This window comes from Streptomyces sp. NRRL F-2664 (assembly GCF_000719345.1).
In the GTDB taxonomy this organism is placed as follows: Bacteria; Actinomycetota; Actinomycetes; order Streptomycetales; family Streptomycetaceae; genus Streptomyces.
In genome coordinates, this window is the sequence record NZ_JOFX01000028.1 from 1 (window position 1) to 16,661 (window position 16,661).

The 16,661-nt window shown below is 73.5% G+C and carries 16 protein-coding genes; 7 read left to right on the forward strand and 9 right to left on the reverse strand.

Going from position 1 to position 16,661, the window contains the following annotated elements:
* From fxsA to IF89_RS0123250, 4 genes are all read right to left on the reverse strand, one after another.
* The coding region (fxsA, locus tag IF89_RS44700) for an FxSxx-COOH cyclophane-containing RiPP peptide (protein ID WP_107047342.1) at nucleotides 1-410 on the reverse strand (410 nt) is incomplete at its 3' end.
* Nucleotides 411-489: 79 nt separating this feature from the next.
* On the reverse strand, nucleotides 490-3,858 hold the full coding sequence (locus IF89_RS0123240) for an SAV_2336 N-terminal domain-related protein (protein WP_051807479.1): 3,369 nt from the start codon (nucleotides 3,856-3,858) through the stop codon (nucleotides 490-492).
* Nucleotides 3,859-3,864: 6 nt separating this feature from the next.
* Nucleotides 3,865-4,893 carry an AAA family ATPase gene (locus tag IF89_RS0123245; RefSeq protein WP_030771342.1) on the reverse strand — a complete coding sequence of 343 codons (1,029 nt, stop codon included), beginning with the start codon at nucleotides 4,891-4,893 and terminating at the stop codon, nucleotides 3,865-3,867.
* A 62-nt stretch (nucleotides 4,894-4,955) separates the two neighbouring features.
* Nucleotides 4,956-7,199, reverse strand: coding sequence for a trypsin-like peptidase domain-containing protein (locus IF89_RS0123250; RefSeq protein WP_030771345.1), 2,244 nt, complete (start codon nucleotides 7,197-7,199; stop codon nucleotides 4,956-4,958).
* Between the two features lie 134 nt (nucleotides 7,200-7,333).
* Between IF89_RS0123250 and IF89_RS0123255 the strand changes: the two genes are divergently transcribed.
* On the forward strand, nucleotides 7,334-7,519 hold the full coding sequence (locus IF89_RS0123255) for a DUF6104 family protein (RefSeq protein WP_010061466.1): 186 nt from the start codon (nucleotides 7,334-7,336) through the stop codon (nucleotides 7,517-7,519).
* Between the two features lie 189 nt (nucleotides 7,520-7,708).
* Here the strand turns inward: IF89_RS0123255 and sodN are convergent, their stop codons facing one another.
* On the reverse strand, nucleotides 7,709-8,104 hold the full coding sequence (sodN, locus tag IF89_RS0123260; RefSeq protein WP_030036761.1) for a superoxide dismutase, Ni: 396 nt from the start codon (nucleotides 8,102-8,104) through the stop codon (nucleotides 7,709-7,711).
* Nucleotides 8,105-8,275: 171 nt separating this feature from the next.
* Here sodN and IF89_RS0123265 point away from each other — a divergent pair, with 171 nt between their 5' ends.
* Nucleotides 8,276-8,698 (forward strand): S26 family signal peptidase, encoded by a 423-nt coding sequence (locus tag IF89_RS0123265; RefSeq protein WP_030771349.1) that lies wholly within the window; start codon nucleotides 8,276-8,278, stop codon nucleotides 8,696-8,698.
* Here the strand turns inward: IF89_RS0123265 and IF89_RS0123270 are convergent.
* Nucleotides 8,602-9,231 carry a CGNR zinc finger domain-containing protein gene (locus IF89_RS0123270; RefSeq protein ID WP_030771350.1) on the reverse strand — a complete coding sequence of 210 codons (630 nt, stop codon included), beginning with the start codon at nucleotides 9,229-9,231 and terminating at the stop codon, nucleotides 8,602-8,604. The genes IF89_RS0123265 and IF89_RS0123270 overlap by 97 nt on opposite strands.
* Nucleotides 9,232-9,313: 82 nt before the next feature.
* On the opposite strand from IF89_RS0123270, the gene IF89_RS0123275 reads away from it, so the two are divergent.
* On the forward strand, nucleotides 9,314-10,114 hold the full coding sequence (locus tag IF89_RS0123275; RefSeq protein WP_030771355.1) for a class I SAM-dependent methyltransferase: 801 nt from the start codon (nucleotides 9,314-9,316) through the stop codon (nucleotides 10,112-10,114).
* 91 nt (nucleotides 10,115-10,205) lie between these two features.
* Here IF89_RS0123275 and IF89_RS0123280 read toward each other — a convergent pair whose 3' ends face one another.
* The 3 genes from IF89_RS0123280 to IF89_RS0123290 are packed head-to-tail and all read right to left on the reverse strand — an operon-like array spanning nucleotide 10,206 to nucleotide 12,910.
* On the reverse strand, nucleotides 10,206-10,967 hold the full coding sequence (locus tag IF89_RS0123280; protein ID WP_030036769.1) for an amino acid ABC transporter ATP-binding protein: 762 nt from the start codon (nucleotides 10,965-10,967) through the stop codon (nucleotides 10,206-10,208).
* On the reverse strand, nucleotides 10,967-11,908 hold the full coding sequence (locus IF89_RS0123285) for an amino acid ABC transporter permease (protein WP_030771361.1): 942 nt from the start codon (nucleotides 11,906-11,908) through the stop codon (nucleotides 10,967-10,969). Before IF89_RS0123285 ends, IF89_RS0123280 begins: the two co-directional genes overlap by 1 nt.
* A 39-nt stretch (nucleotides 11,909-11,947) precedes the next feature.
* Nucleotides 11,948-12,910, reverse strand: coding sequence for an ABC transporter substrate-binding protein (locus IF89_RS0123290; RefSeq protein WP_030771364.1), 963 nt, complete (start codon nucleotides 12,908-12,910; stop codon nucleotides 11,948-11,950).
* A gap of 525 nt (nucleotides 12,911-13,435) precedes the next feature.
* On the opposite strand from IF89_RS0123290, the gene IF89_RS0123295 reads away from it, so the two are divergent.
* The 4 genes from IF89_RS0123295 to IF89_RS0123310 all read left to right on the forward strand — a co-directional run bounded on the left by IF89_RS0123295 (nucleotide 13,436) and on the right by IF89_RS0123310 (nucleotide 16,572).
* Nucleotides 13,436-14,638 carry an NAD(P)-dependent malic enzyme gene (locus IF89_RS0123295; protein WP_030771366.1) on the forward strand — a complete coding sequence of 401 codons (1,203 nt, stop codon included), beginning with the start codon at nucleotides 13,436-13,438 and terminating at the stop codon, nucleotides 14,636-14,638.
* Between the two features lie 154 nt (nucleotides 14,639-14,792).
* Entirely contained in the window at nucleotides 14,793-15,755 is a 963-nt protein-coding gene (locus IF89_RS0123300) for a zinc-binding dehydrogenase (RefSeq protein WP_030771369.1), read from the forward strand.
* Between the two features lie 68 nt (nucleotides 15,756-15,823).
* Nucleotides 15,824-16,033: a helix-turn-helix domain-containing protein gene (locus tag IF89_RS0123305; RefSeq protein ID WP_030771370.1), complete on the forward strand. Its 210-nt coding sequence runs from the start codon at nucleotides 15,824-15,826 to the stop codon at nucleotides 16,031-16,033.
* Complete coding sequence (locus IF89_RS0123310; protein ID WP_030771372.1) at nucleotides 16,033-16,572, forward strand: Clp protease N-terminal domain-containing protein; 540 nt, start codon at nucleotides 16,033-16,035, stop codon at nucleotides 16,570-16,572. The genes IF89_RS0123305 and IF89_RS0123310 overlap by 1 nt, the downstream gene beginning before the upstream one ends.
* The last annotated feature ends 89 nt before the right edge of the window (nucleotides 16,573-16,661 follow it).

Here is a 16,661-nt window from a genome sequence, read left to right on the forward strand (position 1 = left end):
GGGCGGTGGGGTGGGGACACGGCGGAGTGTCCCCGCAGGACGAGCGCGCGACCTCCGAGTACAGCCGCGATCGCTCGAACGCGCCGAGCCGAGGAGACACTCCGGCGGGGCACCACCCCACACAGCACCGACACCGAGCAGCAAAATCCAGCCCCGCCGGCGCTTGAGGCGCGGGGCCTGGGGCAGCGCCCCAGCAACCACCGACCGGCATCACCACCACCGCACACGCGCAGCCCGACCCACGCCGGGTGGGTGACCCGTTCGACCAGGCCTTCGATCACCTCGGCCAGTACGGGGTGGTCGATGCCGCGCAGGGCGGCCAGGTCGAGGCCGGACAGGTCCGGCAGGCGGCCGGTGCAGCCCGGGGCATGGGCCGGGCCCGGGGCCGGGTCCTGACGTTTCGTCACCATGTGGCGCCGCTCCCCCTGTCGCGTCGCATTCCGGACGGTCCCCTGCCCTTTCCCGCCGCCCGGGCGGCGGAAACGGCCGTCACCGCCCCGCCTCCAGGGCCCGTACCCGCGCGCGGAGCCCCTCGGAGCGCCCGTCGGGGTCGCTGCCGATCCGCTTCCACAGCTGCAGGGCCGCGCGGTACTCCTCCAGGGCGGCCCTGGGCCGGGCGAGCCGTTCCAGCACGGCCCCGCGGGACTCCTGCACGCGGGCCGCGAGGCGGAGGGCGGTGTCCTCGCGGCCTGCGCCCCGACCGTCGTGCTCCTCGCGGCCCTCGTGGTCGTCGCGGCCCTCCCGGTCGGCCTCCAGCGCGGCCCGCCACGCCAGCCGGTAGGACTCGGCCGCCCGGTCCAGGCGGTCCGCGGCCCGCGTGTGGCCGTGGATCTCCTGCTGCACGTCGCCGTGGTCGCGCCAGGCGCGGGCCCGCTCCAGCGGGCCGCGGCTGTTGCGGACGGCCAGTTCCAGCAGGTACTCCGCCTCCCGGAGGTCGACCGCGTCGTTCTCGTACGCGTGCCGCAGCCGCAGCCCGGTCGCCAGCCTCGTCAGCCGGTGCGCGGCGCCCGGGTCGGACTGCGGGACGGCGGCCCGGCTCTCGCGCAGGACGCGTACGGCCGCCCCGGTGAACCGGCGTCCGCCGGCGCTCCGGGCCCGGTCGAGGAGTACCTCGCCCCACTCGGGCAGGAGTTCCCGGAAGGCCTCCCCGTCGCGGGGCAGGAGCCGTCGGGCGCGGCCGTACGCCTCGGCCGCGTCTTCGAGCGCCGCCGGGTCGGCGTCCCGCGCGTACCGCTCGCGGTGCACCCGGGCCAGGCACAGCAGGGCGGCCACCCGCAGCTCGGTGTCCCCGCCGGTCTCGTGCAGGGCGGCGGCCAGCTGCTCGGCGGCGTCCTCCAGCCGCGCGGGGAGGTGCCGCAGGGCGTCGGCCAGTTCTACGCGCACCTGTGCGGGGGCCGGCGGGGCGGCGGCGAGGGCCGCCGCGAGGCGGGCCGCCGCCTGTTCGGCCAGGGCGGTGCGTTCGGCCGGGTCGGGGGTGCGGGGCAGCAGGGCCAGCAGGACGCGGCCGAGCGCCAGGTGCAGCTCGGGGTACGACTCGGTGGCAGCCGCGTCCGGGGCCGTGTCCTGGGCGGTGCCCGGTTCCGGGGGCCCGCCGGGAGGGGGGCCGCCCGGAACCGGGCCCGCCAGGATTTCGAGGGCGGCACGGGCCTCGCGCAGGGCGCCCGGGTCCTCGCGCAGCCCGCTCAGCCGGATCAGGGTCTCGGCCCGCCGCACCGCGCAGTCCCGGCGCAGTTCCGGTTCGGCCGTGGCGGCCGCGGCCGCCGCCGCGAACTCGCGGTCGGCCGCTGCGAGGAGGTCGGGGTCCGGGCCGGTGGCCAGCGCCCGTTCGTACAGCACCCGTCCGCGGACCGCCCACGCCGCGGCCGTCCGCAGTCCGGTCAGGGCCCGCTCCGCCTCGGCGAGGAGTTCCGGGTCCCGTTCGGCCGTCCACAGCCGCAGCAGTGCCCCCGCCAGTTCCGTCTCGGCCTCCTCCGGCGGGTCCGCGGGGCCGGGCGGGGCGGTGACCGCCCGGCGCAGGACCGCGACGGCCTCGTGCAGGGCCCGTGCGCCCGCGTCACCGTCGGCGTCTGCGTCCGCGAGCCGGTCGCGGGCCGTGCGCACCGCGCCGGCCCGTGCGAGCGGGGGGACCGTCGACGGTCCGCGTACGGGTGGCCCCTCCGGCGGCATCCCGGGCAGGTAGCGTCGTACGACTTTGGCCGAAACCTGTGCGAAGGCCTGGGTGAGCCTCCCCTCCGGCGCGTGTTCCTCGTCGTCGTCGCCGCCCGTGACGGCCGGTGCCGGCGGTACACCGGTGAGTTGTGCGACGGCGAGCGCGGGGAAGTTGCGTACGCCGGCCCCGAAGTGCGTCCGTACGTACTCGGAGCAGTGCTTGAGCACCAGCGCGGCCTCGTCCCGGCCCAGCGGCCCCAGCAGGACGTCCTGTACCCCGGGGACGAACTCGTACCAGTGCCCCGGCCCCGGCCCGGTGCGTCGGAGCAGTCCGCTGAGCAGGACCTCCGCCAGGTCCGAAGGCTCGGAGTCGGGGAGCATGGTGCGCTGCACGAGCCGCATCACGGGCAGCGTGAGGGGGGCCGCCGACAGGTAGACGGCGAGCTGCACGGCGCGGGGCGCGGCCGAGGAGCGGAACCGCGCGACGAGTTCGCGGGGCAGGCGGACGGTGGGAGGCGGGGGGACGGGCGCGGCGGGGTGGTCGGCCCGTACGCGGCCCACCTCGGCGGCGACCGGCCCGGTGCCGAGGCCGGCGACGAGCCGGGCCCACGCCCCGAGGGCGGTCGGGCTGGGCGGCAGCACCGGCACGGCGAGTCCGCCCGCGGGCCGCCCGGGCAGTGCCGGACGGTCCGGGCGGAACCACAGCTTCTGGCCGGCGCCCTCCAGCCGGGCGAGGGTGCCGCGTTCGGTGGGGAGCCAGCTGCGCCCCCACAGCCGCTGCGGCAGCGGCTGGACGACCACGCACGGGGTGCACTGGGCCCAGCGGTGCAGCAGCCGCTGGGCGGCGCCCTCGCGCCACAGCGGGCCGGCGCAGTCGGAGACCATCATGGTCAGGGCGCGGCCGGTCGGGTCGCGCAGCTGGTCCCCGGAGCGCAGTCCGGCGCCCGGTACGGGGCCGCGCCCGAGGGCGGCCGTGCCGTCCGGGCGGCGGTGCAGATGGTGCACCTGCACGTCCCGGAAGGCCCCGAGGCGCTCGCACACGGACCGCAGTTCCTCGAACATGTCCTGCCAGACGGCCATGGAGGGGGAGGCGTCCATCACGAGCCGTACGGTCGCCTCGCGGCGGCTCTCCGGTCTGAGGACGGGGATGAACAGGCCGAGGGCGCGGGCGCTGGCGTCGGCGGTGGCTCCCTCGTCGACGACCAGCCGGGTGGGCGGGGCCGGGGGGCGGTGCCGCTGGAGGGCGCGCAGGGCCCGCTGGACGTCGAGGATGCGGGGCAGGGCGGCGGCGCCGGGCACGCGCACGGGTACTCCGTGCTCCTCGGGCGACTCCTCCTGCGTCCCGCCGCCGGTGTCGACGGCCGGGTGGGCCCCGGGGGCGTGGAGGTGGAGCGGGTCATCGGTGTCGGTGTCCGCGCGTACGGGTTCCGCCGGTTCCGCGGCGGGACCGTCGGGGTCCGCCTCGCGGTCCGGCGGGCGGGCGCCGGGCAGGGCCGGTCCGGGTCCGTGCATGTGCCCGGCGAGCCACAGGGCGTCGGCGAGCTCCTCGGCGGACGGGTCGAGGCCGGCGGCCCGTAGCAGCACGGCCAGTTCGCGGACACCGGGTGCGGCGGGCGGCGGGTGCTGCGCGGTGGAGCACGGGGGCGCGGAGGGTCCGGGTCCGGGTTCCGGTACGGCGGGTCCGGGTTCGGGTGCGGCGGGTTCGGGCACGGTCGGTCACCTGGGGCGGTCGAGGCGCTGGATGAGCAGGTCGGCGAGGTCCTCCCGGGTCGCCGGGGAGGCGTAGTGGGTGAGGTAGACGGCGTTGAGGAGCTGGTCGGCGGCGACCAGCTCGGACTGGGAGCGGCCCAGGAACTCGCGGATCAGTTCGCCGCCGCGGCGGGCGGCCTCCTCGCCGAGGTGGGCGCGGACCAGGGTGGCGAGCCGTTTCTCGCCGGGCTGGCCGAGCCGCAGCTGGATGCAGCGCCGCAGCAGGGCGGCGGGGAAGTCCCGTTCCCCGTTGCTGGTGAGGATGATGAAGGGGAAGGCGCGGCAGCGGACGCGGCCGCCGCGCACGGTCACCTTCGTGCCGTCGTCGGTGAGCACCTCGACCTCGGGTTCGGTGTCGGCGACCCGTTCCAGCTCGGGCAGGGCGAACTCCCCTTCCTCCAGGACGTTCAGGAGGTCGTTGGGGAGGTCGATGTCGCTCTTGTCGAGTTCGTCGACGAGGAGCACGCGGGGGCGTGCGGTGGGCAGCAGGGCGGTGCCGAGGGGGCCGAGCCGGATGTACTTGCCGATGCCGGGGACGGCGGCGCCGTCCGGTCGGCCGGCCGCGGCTGCGCCGCCGGCGGCGAGTTGCACGTCCTGGAGCCGGGCGAGGGCGTCGTAGCGGTAGAGCCCGTCCTGGAGGACGGTCCTGGACACCACCGGCCAGCGCAGGACGCGGCCCAGCTTCAGCTCGTGGGCGACGGAGTGCGCGAGGGTGGACTTCCCGGTTCCGGGGAAGCCCGTCACCAGCAGCGGCCGCCGCAGGTACAGGGCCGCGTTGATGGCCTCCAGTTCCTCCGGTTCGGGCCGGTGCAGTTCGGCGGCCTGCCGGTGTGCTCCGAGCCGTCGGGCGATGTTGCCCTCGGCGCCGACGGCGGGGCGGTCCGGTGTCCCGACGGGCCCCCCGTCGAAGTTCCGCCAGGGCGGCGGGTCGGGCAGGGCGTCGATGCCGTCGTGGGGCTCGCCGGCCCCGCGGTAGATGAGCCACTCGTCGTTCATGGTGGTGTTTCCCTCCCTCGGATCCGCCGGGCGGGGCGCGGTGGTCGCGGTCGCAGGTGCCGTCACAGGTCGCCGTGGAGCGGCTCGACGTCGGGCAGCGGCCGCGCCGGGTCCTCCCACACCAGCCCGGTCCCGGCCGACCAGTAGGCGTCGGGGTCCGCACCGTAGGCCCTGCCCCGCAGGGTCTGCAGCCGTACCGGCAGGACCTCCGCCCGGCCCGCGTCGGCCAGTTCCTCCCGCAGCCCGCGGTGGAACGGCGCGCACGAGGCGCGGGGGTCCGGAGGCGGCCTGCGGGTGACGGCGACCCCGTAGCCGGCGTCCCGTACCGCGTGCAGCGATCCCAGCGTGGGCTCCTGGTCCGCCGCCCGGCAGTGGACGGGGACGGTGTTGTCCGGCAGAGCCGACAGCCAGGCGGCGGAGGGGGCGCGCGGGCGGCCCCCCGCGCAGTCGGCCCGTTCGTCCTGGAGCGGTCCCGCCTGGACCCGGGCCCACCGGTCGGCGGCGCGGGCGGCCTCGCGGTCGGCCGGGTGGGCGTCCGCGGCTCCCGCGCGGGCGCCGGGGCGGCTCGGGTGGGGGCCGGGGTCGCCCGGATGGGTTCCCAGGTCGCCCGGGTGGGTTCCGGGGTCGCCCGGGTGGGGGCAGCCGGGGCCGTGGGCGGTCGCGCGGCCTCCGGCGTGGCGCAGCACCACGGGCCGCTGCACGCCCAGTGGTACGCCGCCGGCGACCACCCAGTCCTCGACCGGAAGGCCGAACAGCTCGGGTGCCACGGCCACTTCGAGCAGGGCCGCCGCGACGTGGGTGTCGCACCTGCGGAAGGCTTCGGCGAGCGGGGCCCGTAACCGTTCGGGCAGGCCGGCCACGGTGGCCCGGACGCCCGAGTCCACGGGGGTCAGCCGTCCGGGATGGGCCGGGCCGGCCAGTACGGAGACCCGCCAGTCGTAGAGGTGCTCCCAGCCGTGCGCCCACACCTCCAGGAGGACCGAGGATCCGGGCGGCAGTCCGCCCGTGCGGCGGTGCGGACCTGCCGCCGCCCGCCCGGCCGAGGCGCGGCGGCGGCGCTCCCGCTCGGCGAGGCCCCGCTCGTGGCGTTCGCCGAGTTCCCGCCGCAGGGGCCGCCACAGCCGCTCGGCCGTGGCCCGTACCCAGTCCCACAGCTCCTCGTCGGCGCCGGGGGCCGGGGGCTCACGGTATTCGGCCACGCTGACGTCGGTCGCGTAGCGGAGCATGGCCGCGGCCTCCCCCGTCCCGGCCGGCGGGTCGTACAGCAGCCCGAGCCCGTCGCGCCAGCTCAGGGGGGCCGGCGGCTGCGGGTCCGGCTCCTCGCCGCGGGCCGCCTCGACCAGGGTCCGTACGGCTTCGGAGGAGCTGGGCGGGGGCAGTTCGGCGAGGAGTCCGTACAGGGTGGTGCGTTCGCCGGGGGTGAGCCGGCCGCGGCTCCCGTACGGGTCCCGCTCCTGCGGCGGGAGTTCGCCGTGCACGTCGGTCCAGGTCCGGCGGTTGTCGAGGTCGCTGAGGTGCTGGTCGTAGTGGTGGAGGTCGTGGGCCTGCATGATCCGCCGGTAGAGCCCGACCTGGCCCCGGGCGGCCGTGGGGAGGGTGCGCAGCTGGACGACGGAGACGGCCAGTCCGCCGCCGCCCGTCTGCCGGCGGGCCTTGACGACGCCGACGACCTCGCCGCGGGCGAGGTCCACGACGGGCCCTCCGGACATGCCGGGGTCGATCTCGTCGTCGTCGGCGAGGCGGATGGCGGCGCCGTTCCCGGCGGTGCCGCGCAGCCGGGTGGTGCGGCCGGTGATCTCGGGGGTGCCGAGGTCCTCGGTGCAGCCGAAGTAGGCGACCTCGTCGAAGCGCGGCCGGGAGCGGTCGGTGAGCCAGACGCAGGCGTGCGAGACCGGGGCGAGGACCCTGATCAGCGCGAGATCGGGCAGGTCCCACAGGGCGTGCCGGCCGGGCCGGCGTTCCTCCAGGCGCTCGGGCAGTACGCATTCCACGCGCCCGGTGACCGTCCCGGTGACGGCGCCGGGCGCGCCGTGGCCGCCGTGGCGGGGTCTGCCGGAGTGGAAGGTGATGCCGACCTCGCGGCCCGTCAGACGCACGGCGGCTCCCCCTTCGCCGACCACGTGCGCACACGTCAGGACCCAGCCGGGGGCGATGAAGAAACCGCTCCCCCAGGTGGGACCGGTCCGATGGCTGCCGGGGGTGTCATACCCGCCCGGCGGGGCGTGGACGCGTACCGTCGCCGCCTGGACGAGGGGTTCGAGGAGCTCGAAGGCGCGCGCCGTCCCGGTCGTGCGCCCGTCGGTCATCCGCGCCCCCCGCCCGCTGGTGAGACGTCCAGGCTAGCGCCGGCGGAGCCGGCGCCGGGAGGTCTCGCGGACGCCGCGGATTATCCTGGCGGGAAACATTCCCTGCACATCCACATCACGGCACGGAGCCCGACTTGTACTTCACCGATCGCGGCATCGAGGAGTTGGAGAAGCGGCGCGGCGAGGAGGAGGTCACCTTCGAGTGGCTCGCCGAGCAGCTGCGCACGTTCGTCGACCTCAACCCGGACTTCGAGGTCCCGGTGGAACGCCTGGCCACCTGGCTGGCCCGGCTGGACGACGAGGACGACGAGGACGAGTAGTCCGAGCGGCCGGCCGGGACGCCGGCCCCTCGGTCCGTCCCGGCCCGGTGTTTGGCCGAATCGGCCGGACCGGGGTGGGGTGCTGACGGGCCGGGACTGCCGGGGCCGGCCGCACCGTGGGGCCCGGTCCGTGCGCAGAGGGGCCCGTCCGCGGCTGCGGACGGGCCCCTCTGCGCGTGGAGGAAAGGCTCAGGCGGCCTTGGTCTCCCAGAAGATGCGGTCGATCTCGGCGATGAGGTCGAGCGCCTTCTGGCCGGTCGCCGGGTCGTTGGACGCCTTGGCGGCCGAGAGGGCCTTCAGGGTGTCGTTGACCAGGGTGTGCAGCTGCGGGTACTTCTCGAAGTGCGGCGGCTTGAAGTAGTCGCTCCAGAGCACCGAGACGTGGTGCTTGGCGAGCTCGGCGCGCTGCTCCTTGATGGTGATGGCACGCGCGCGGAAGTCGGCGTCGTCGTTGGCCTGGTACTTCTCCTGCACGGCCTTGACGGACTCGGCCTCGATGCGGGCCTGGGCAGGGTCGTACACGCCGCACGGCAGGTCGCAGTGGGCGGAGACCTTCGCCTTGGGGGCGAAGAGGCGGGAAAGCATGGAGTTTGTCCTCCTCGTGATCGTCTTCTCAAGGGGGAGATTACTCGCTGGGGAAGCGGATTTCGCGGGCGCCCCCATGGGCTTGGGACAAAAGTCCAGGGCCACGGCCGGACCGGTGAGCGAACGTACGGGACCGTGCGGCAGCATGCGGGAGTGACGAGGAGGACACCCATGGTGGAGAACGGGCGCCCGCGCAGGCGGTTCGAGGTGGTGGAGGTGGCGGGGCCGTCGATGGTGCCGACGCTGCTGGACGGGGACCGGCTCGTGGTTCGGTACGGCGCCGGGGTCCGGCCGGGCGACATCGTGGTGCTGCGCCACCCGTTCCAGCAGGACCTGCTCGTGGTCAAGCGCGCCGTGGAGCGTCGTCCCGGGGGTGCGTGGTGGGTGCTGGGTGACAACCCGTACAACGAGACCGGCGACAGCACCGTCTACGGGCCGGTGCCCGGCGAGCTGGTGCTGGCGACGGCGGTCCTGCGGTTCCGGCCGCGCGGGGAGGGTCAGCGCTCGCTGAGGGCGCGGGTGTCCTGGGCGCTCTCGTCGCTGCGCGTGCTGCGGGCCGACGCCTCGGCCTCCAGGCGCTTGCGGGCCCGGTAGGCGGCCACGTTGGCGCGGGTGGCGCAGCGGTCGGAGCAGTAGCGCCGGGAGCGGTTGGTGGAGGTGTCGAGGTAGGCGTTGCGGCAGGGTGCGGCCTGGCAGAGGCCGAGGCGGTCGGGACCGTGCGCGGTGAGGTGGAAGGCGAGTCCGAAGGACGCGATGGCGGCGTAGCCGGCGGAGGCGTTCGAGGGGTGGTCGGCGAGGTGGATGTGCCAGTCGGGTCGTCCGGTCTCGTCGAGGGTCTCGTGGCCGGAGACCTGGGGGCTGACGGGGAACTCCATGAGGAGCGAGTTCAGCAGGTCGACGGCGAGGACGTGGTCGCCGCCGTCGGCGGCCTCGAAGACGGCCCGCAGCCGGCCGCGGACGTTGCGGAAGCGCGTGACGTCGGTGTCCGTGACGCGGCGGGCCATCTGCTGGCTGCCGCCGAACAGGGCGCGGACGGCGTCCACCGAGGTGAGCGCGTCCTTGTTGCGGGCCGGCTCCTCGGTGTTGACCAGGCGCACGGCGAAGTCCGAGTAATGGGCCAGTTCCACTTGTAGTCCTTACGGCTGCGGATTAATGTCTCGCGTAACGGCTGAGACGTCTTCGAGGGTATTACGTAGGGAGGGGTTCGGGATGGCGGATGCGACGGACACGGCGGACACGACCGGCACGACCGGCGCCGGGCGGACCGGTACCGACTGGCAGGCCTGGCAGGACAGCTGGGACCGCCAGCAGGAGTGGTACATGCCCGACCGCGAGGAACGGTTCCGGGTGATGCTGGACATGGTCGAGGCACTGGTGGGACCCACCCCCCGGGTGCTCGATCTCGCATGCGGTACGGGAAGTATTACGGACCGCGTCCTCAAGCGGTTCCCCGGAGCCACCAGTACGGGCGTCGACCTCGACCCCGCGCTGCTGACCATCGCCCGCGGCCACTTCGCCGGTGACGGGCGGGTCGCGTTCGTCACCGCCGACCTCAAGGACCCCGACTGGCGCTCGGCGCTCCCCCACGCCGGCTACGACGCGGTCCTGACCGCCACCGCCCTGCACTGGCTGCACAGCGAGGAGCTGGCCGTGCTGTACGGGCAGCTCGCTCCCCTGCTGGCCCCCGGCGGGGTGTTCATGAACGCCGACCACATGCCCGACCCGGCCACCCCGCGCATCAACGCCGCCGAGCGCGCCCACCGGCACGCCGGCATGGACCGGGCGAAGGCGGCCGGGGCGCTGGACTGGCGCGACTGGTGGGCGCTGGCCGCCGCCGACCCGGCGCTGGCCGAGCCCACCGCGCGCCGCTTCGAGATCTACGGGGAGCACGCCGACGGCGACACGCCGTCCGCGGACTGGCACGCGGAGACCCTGCGCGCCGCGGGCTTCGCGGAGGCCCGTACGGTCTGGCGCTCGCCGTCGGACGCCCTGGTCCTGGGCCTGAAGTAGGGGAGCCGGACAGCACGGCAAGACCGAGGGGCGGTACGGATTCCCGTACCGCCCCTCGGACGTGTCCCATTGCGGCGCCCGGCGCCGCCGACTACAGCACCTTGGAGAGGAATGCCTTCGTCCGGTCGTGCTGGGGGTTGCCCAGCACGTCGCGCGGGTGGCCCGACTCCACGACGACGCCGCCGTCCATGAAGACGAGGTTGTCGCCGACCTCGCGGGCGAAGCCCATCTCGTGGGTGACCACGATCATGGTCATGCCCGACTCGGCGAGGTCGCGCATGACGTCCAGGACGTCACCGACCAGCTCCGGGTCGAGGGCCGAGGTGGGCTCGTCGAAGAGCATCAGCTTCGGCTCCATCGCCAGCGCGCGGGCGATCGCCACGCGCTGCTGCTGGCCGCCGGAGAGCTGGGAGGGGTAGTTCCCGCCCTTCTCGCCGAGGCCCACCCGGTCCAGCAGGCGGATCGCGCGCTCGCGCGCCACCGCCTTGGACTCGCCCTTCACCATGACGGGCGCTTCCATGACGTTCTCTATGGCCGTCATGTGCGGGAAGAGGTTGAAGCGCTGGAAGACCATGCCGATGTCCCGGCGCTGCGCCGCGACCTCGCTGTCCTTCAGCTCGTAGAGCTTGTCGCCCTTCTGGCGGTAGCCGACGAGGTCCCCGTCGACGTACAGCCGTCCGGCGTTGATCTGCTCCAGGTGGTTGATGCACCGCAGGAACGTCGACTTGCCGGAGCCGGACGGGCCGACCAGGCAGAAGACCTCACGCGGGGCGACCTCCAGGTCGATGCCCTTGAGGATGTGCGCCGCACCGTAGGACTTGTGGACGCCCTCGGCCTTCACCATGGCCGTCATCAGGCCACCGCCTTGCTGTTCGAGAAGCTGGACAGCTTCGCCTTGATCTTCTGCAGCGGCGTGGGCGGCAGGGTGCGCAGCGCACCCCGGGCGTAACGGCGCTCCAGGTAGTACTGGCCGACGCTGAACACGCTGGTCAGCGCGAGGTACCAGATCGAGGCGACGAAGAACATCTCCATGACCGCGAAGGAGGTGGAGGCGATGTCCTGGGCCGCGCGCAGCAGGTCGAAGTACTGCACGGCGACGACGAGCGACGACGTCTTGAGCATGTTGATGAACTCGTTGCCCGTCGGCGGCACGATCACGCGCATGGCCTGGGGCAGGACGACACGGCGCATGGTCTGCGTCCGGGTCATGCCCAGCGCGTGCGAGGCCTCCGTCTGGCCCTCGTCGACCGACTGGATGCCGGCGCGGACGATCTCCGCCATGTACGCGCCCTCGTTGAGGCCGAGACCCAGCAGCGCTGCCAGGAACGGCGTCATGACCTGGGTCATCTCGTCCTTGTAGAACCCGAGGTTCAGGATCGGGAAGATCAGGGCGAGGTTGAACCAGATGAGGAGCTGTACGTACACCGGGGTGCCGCGGAAGAGCCAGATGTAGAACCAGGCGATGGTGCTGGTCACCGGGTTCTTCGAGAGCCTCATCACGGCGAAGAGGACGCCGAGGGCCAGGCCGAGGGCCATGGCGGTGACGCTGATCCAGATCGTGTTGACGACACCGCGCAGGATGCTGGGGTCGAACAGCTTCTCCGGAACGGTCGCCCAGCGCACGTTGCCCTGGGAGAAGGCGACGATGAGCGCGGCGACCAGGCCGATGACGACCACGGCACTGATCCAGCGGCCGTAGTGGCGCACCGGAATGGCACGGATCGCCTCGGGGGGGACGGACCCGGCCGGCGGGGTGTCCGCCGGACCCGGGCCCTTGTCGAGCTTGTCAGTCACAGTGACTGCCCTTCAGTGTGCTGCGGTGGTACGCGGAGGTCAGGAACCGGCGTTGATCTTGGCCTCGGTCACGGCGCCGGAGCCGGCGTTCCACTTGTCCAGGGCGGCCTTGTAGGTGCCGTCCTTGATGATCGCGTCGAGGGCTTCCTTCAGCGCGTCACGCAGCTCGGTGTTCTTCTTGTCCACCGCGATGCCGAAGAGGCCGGCGTCGGTCGGGTTGGCGATGGCCTCGAAGTCGTTGCCGCCGCCGGCGGTCTGCGCGATGTACGCGGCGACCGGGGAGTCGTTCAGGTCGGCGGCGGCGCCACCGGCCTTCACGCGGGTCTGGGCCTCGGCGTCGGTCGGGAAGGACTCGACCTTCAGCTCGCCCTTGCCGTCCGTCTTGCACTTCTCGGCCTGGGTCTTGGCCGACTCCTCGTACGTGGTGCCGCGCTGGACGGCGACCGTCTTGCCGCAGAGGTCGTCGAGGGTCTTGATGCCCTCCGGGTTGCCCTTCTTGACCAGGATGCCGGTCGAGGCGGAGAAGTAGTCGACGAAGTCGACACCGGCACCGGTCTTGGCGCCCTTGTCGTCCAGGCCCTCCTGGCGGGCCTTGGTGTCGGTGAGGGAGGACATCACCAGGTCGCTGCGGCCGGTCTGCATGCTGCCGATCAGCGTGTCGAAGGTGCCCGACTCGAACTTGAACTGCACGCCGAGCTGCTTGCTCAGGGCCGCCGCGATGTCGGGGTCGACGCCGACGATCTTGCCACCCTCGGTGAACTCCATCGGCGCGTAGGTCGCGTCGGTGCCGACCTTGATCACACCGGCGTCCTGGATCTTCTTCGGGAGCTTGGAGAAGAGCGGCGCGCTGCTGTTGTTCGCCGCACCCGACGGGGTCGACGTCGCCTTGTCGGTCTGGTCGCCACAGCCGGTGAGGATCAGGGCGCCGGCGACCGCGATCGCGCCGACCGCGGCGATCCGGGACCGGGCGGCGGTCGTACGACGGGTGGTGCTTGCGGTCATGGCTTCGTTCCTCCGGCAGGGGTGGAAAAGCATCGAAAAACGGTCGGACACGCACCATCGAGTGTCGCGACCTTGTGTGATTACGGCATCTTGCCATTCGGACTGAGACATTCAGGCTGCCCGTCAGGTCAAAATCGCATAACGGGCGCCGGGGGTAGGCCAACAGGACTGCGGGGAAGGGGCTTCCACGCCGCAGATACTGCCGTGACCAGGCCTTTTGGGCGCAGTTTCTACGGAGTGTCTCGCCCACCGGACGGCAAGGTTTGGACTTTTCGCCAAAAGACGGGCGGCTGCCCTACGGTTGAGCCGGAATCGACTCGTCTGAGCGGGCGTTCTTCGGGTAGAACAGATCCTTACACCCCTCATCCGGGGCTCAGGGCGCGCGTGCGGCGCGCCCGCGCGTACGAACCTCCCCTTCGCGGAGACGGGCCAACCGTCGATGCGGAGTACGGACGCGGTGCCCGCCCACCCCTTAACCAGGAGTGGCCACCCTCAACGAACAAAGGAATTAAGGGGTCACACGAAGTGGCAGCGGAGATCGTCAACCCTCGCAGCGACAGTGCGACGGACAACAACCCCGACGCGGTGTTCGCGCTGCACCGGGGCGGCAAGATGGCCATCCAGGCCACGGTTCCGGTGAACGACAAGGACGACCTGTCCCTGGCGTACACCCCGGGCGTGGCGAAGGTGTGCACCGCCATCGCCGAGCAGCCGGAGCTGGTGAACGAGTACACCTGGAAGTCCAACGTGGTCGCCGTCGTCACCGACGGTACGGCCGTGCTCGGCCTCGGTGACATCGGCCCGGAGGCCTCGCTCCCCGTGATGGAGGGCAAGGCCATCCTCTTCAAGCAGTTCGGTGGCGTGGACGCGGTCCCGATCGCGCTCGCCACCAAGGACACGGACGAGATCGTCGAGACGGTCATCCGTCTGGCGCCGTCCTTCGGCGGGGTGAACCTGGAGGACATCTCCGCGCCCCGCTGCTTCGAGATCGAGCGGCGCCTGCAGGAGGCGCTGGACATCCCGATCTTCCACGACGACCAGCACGGCACGGCCATCGTGACGCTGGCCGCGCTGCGCAACGCCGCCAGGCTCACCGGTCGCACCCTCGGCGACCTGCGGGCCGTGATCGCGGGCGCGGGCGCGGCGGGCATCGCCATCGCCAAGATCCTGGTGGACGCGGGCATCGGCGACGTCTGCGTCACCGACCGCAAGGGCGTCGTGTCCGCGGACCGCTCCGACCTGACGGACGTCAAGGCGGAGATCGCGGGCCTGACCAACAAGACGGGCCGGACCGGCTCCCTGGAGCAGGCCCTGGCCGGCGCGGACGTCTTCATCGGCGTCTCCGGCGGCTCGGTCGCCGAGGAGGCGGTGGCCACGATGGCGAAGGACGCGTTCGTCTTCGCCATGGCCAACCCGAACCCGGAGGTGCACCCGGACGTCGCCCACAAGTACGCGGCGGTCGTGGCCACGGGCCGGTCGGACTTCCCGAACCAGATCAACAACGTGCTGGCCTTCCCGGGTATCTTCGCGGGTGCCTTCAAGGTGCGCGCGAGCCGGATCACCGAGGGCATGAAGATCGCCGCCGCCGACGCCATCGCCGGTGTCGTGGGTGACGAGCTCGCCGCCGACTACGTGATCCCGTCGCCGTTCGACGAGCGCGTCGCGGAGGCCGTCGCCGCGGCCGTCGCCGCCGCCGCGAAGGCGGACGGTGTGGCCCGCCTGGCCTGACCCGGGACCCGAGCAGAACGCGAAGAGGCCCGACCGGATCCACTCCGGCCGGGCCTCTCGTCGTGTGCCGGACCGGCCCCGGTGCGACGAAGGCCTCACCGGCAGGCTCACGGCAGGTCTGGAACCGGGCCCTACCGAGCGGTAGCGTCGCGGCATGTTCGCTGCCTATGCCGCCCGAATCGACCGTGACCAGCCGCTGAACGGCCTTGTGCTGGGCGACCGCCCGGCCCCGCAGGCCCGCCCCGGCTGGGTGACCGTGAACGTCAAGGCCGCCTCCCTCAACCACCACGACCTGTGGTCCCTGCGCGGGGTGGGCCTGGGCGAGGAGAGCCTCCCCATGATCCTGGGCTGCGACGCGGCCGGGATCGACCAGGACGGCAACGAGGTCGTCCTGCACTCCGTGATCGGCCAGAGCGGCCACGGGGTGGGGCCGGACGAGCCCCGCTCGATCCTGACCGAGCGCTACCAGGGGACCTTCGCCGAGCAGGTGACCGTCCCCGCCTGGAACGTCCTGCGCAAGCCCGCCGAGCTGTCCTTCGAGGAGGCCGCCTGCCTCCCGACGGCCTGGCTGACGGCCTACCGGATGCTCTTCACCAACGCCGGGGTCCGCCCGGGCGACTCCGTCCTGGTCCAGGGCGCCGGCGGCGGGGTCGCGACCGCCGCGATCGCCCTCGGCAAGGCGGCCGGCCTGCGGGTCTTCGCCACCAGCCGGGACGAGGCCAAGCGCAAGCGGGCCGTGGAACTCGGCGCGGTGGAGGCGTTCGAGCCGGGGGCGCGGCTGCCGCAGCGGGTGGACGCGGTGATCGAGACCGTCGGCGCGGCCACCTGGTCGCACTCGGTGAAGTCCCTGCGGCCCGGCGGCACCCTGGTGATCTCCGGGGCCACCAGCGGCGACCGTCCGGCGCACGCCGAACTGACCCGGATCTTCTTCCTGGAGCTGAAGGTGGTCGGCTCGACCATGGGCTCGAAGGACGAGCTGGAGGACCTCCTCGCCTTCTGCGCCACGACGGGGCTGCGGCCGGTCATCGACGAGGTGCTGCCGCTGGACCGGGCGAGGGAGGGATTCGAGAAGCTCGCGTCGGGCGACCTCTTCGGAAAGATCGTCCTCAAGCCCTGACCCGAGCCACCCGGCCCGACGTCAACCAGGGTTGACGAAACCTCCCGCGTCAACCTACATTGACATGCATGAGCGAAGCGACCGATCTTGCCCAACGGGCCGGTGACCGGGACCCGCGCGTGGGCCTGCGCGCCGTGGCCGCCCTCCGCAGGCTGCTGGAGCAGCTGGAGGCCGTCCAGGTACGCAGCGCCCGCGCGCAGGGGTGGTCCTGGCAGGAGATCGCGGCGGAGCTGGGCGTGAGCCGGCAGGCCGTGCACAAGAAGTACGGGAGGCTGTGATGTTCGAACGCTTCACCCGCGAGGCCCGGTCGACCGTGACCGGGGCGGTGGCCGAGGCCCGGCAGGCCGGGGCGCCCAGGGTCACCGAGGAGCACCTGCTGCTGTCCCTGCTGGCGCTCGGCGCCCTGGACCCCCTCGGCGTGGACCGCGCGGCGGTGACCGCCGACCTCGCGGCGGCCCGCCGCCGGGGCGGCATGTCCCGGGCGGACGAGGAGGCGCTGGCCGGCCTCGGCATCGACCTCACCGAGATCGTCTCGCGCGTCGAGGAGGCGCACGGCGAGGGAGCCCTCGCGGCCCCTGCGCCGCGCCGCCGCAGGCTGCTCGCCCCGCTCCGGGGCACCGGCCGGCATGTCCCCTTCGCCGAGGGCTCGAAGAAGGTCCTGGAACAGTCCCTCCGCATCGCCCTGGGCCGCAAGGACCACCACATCGGCACCGTGCACCTGCTCCTGGCCCTGCTCTCCCGCCCCGGCACCCCTGCCGAAGTCCTGACGGACCACGGCATCACCTACTCCACAGCCGAAACCCGCCTAGCGGCCTGACCGCCACCCGTTGGGCCCGCCGGCGCCCGAGCCCCGCCCCCCCCAGCTCCACCGGCGTTCGAGGTGCGGGCCCGGGCCCCGGTGGCGGC

Coding starts and splice junctions, on each gene's coding strand:
- sodN (WP_030036761.1), bottom strand. CDS start 8,104: ATGCTTTCCCGCCTCTTCGCCCCCAAGGCGAAGGTCTCCGCCCACTGC.
- IF89_RS0123265 (WP_030771349.1), top strand. CDS start 8,276: ATGGTGGAGAACGGGCGCCCGCGCAGGCGGTTCGAGGTGGTGGAGGTG.
- IF89_RS0123245 (WP_030771342.1), bottom strand. CDS start 4,893: ATGAACGACGAGTGGCTCATCTACCGCGGGGCCGGCGAGCCCCACGAC.
- IF89_RS0123305 (WP_030771370.1), top strand. CDS start 15,824: ATGAGCGAAGCGACCGATCTTGCCCAACGGGCCGGTGACCGGGACCCG.
- IF89_RS0123300 (WP_030771369.1), top strand. CDS start 14,793: ATGTTCGCTGCCTATGCCGCCCGAATCGACCGTGACCAGCCGCTGAAC.
- IF89_RS0123275 (WP_030771355.1), top strand. CDS start 9,314: ATGGCGGATGCGACGGACACGGCGGACACGACCGGCACGACCGGCGCC.
- IF89_RS0123310 (WP_030771372.1), top strand. CDS start 16,033: ATGTTCGAACGCTTCACCCGCGAGGCCCGGTCGACCGTGACCGGGGCG.
- IF89_RS0123280 (WP_030036769.1), bottom strand. CDS start 10,967: ATGACGGCCATGGTGAAGGCCGAGGGCGTCCACAAGTCCTACGGTGCG.
- IF89_RS0123290 (WP_030771364.1), bottom strand. CDS start 12,910: ATGACCGCAAGCACCACCCGTCGTACGACCGCCGCCCGGTCCCGGATC.
- IF89_RS0123250 (WP_030771345.1), bottom strand. CDS start 7,199: ATGACCGACGGGCGCACGACCGGGACGGCGCGCGCCTTCGAGCTCCTC.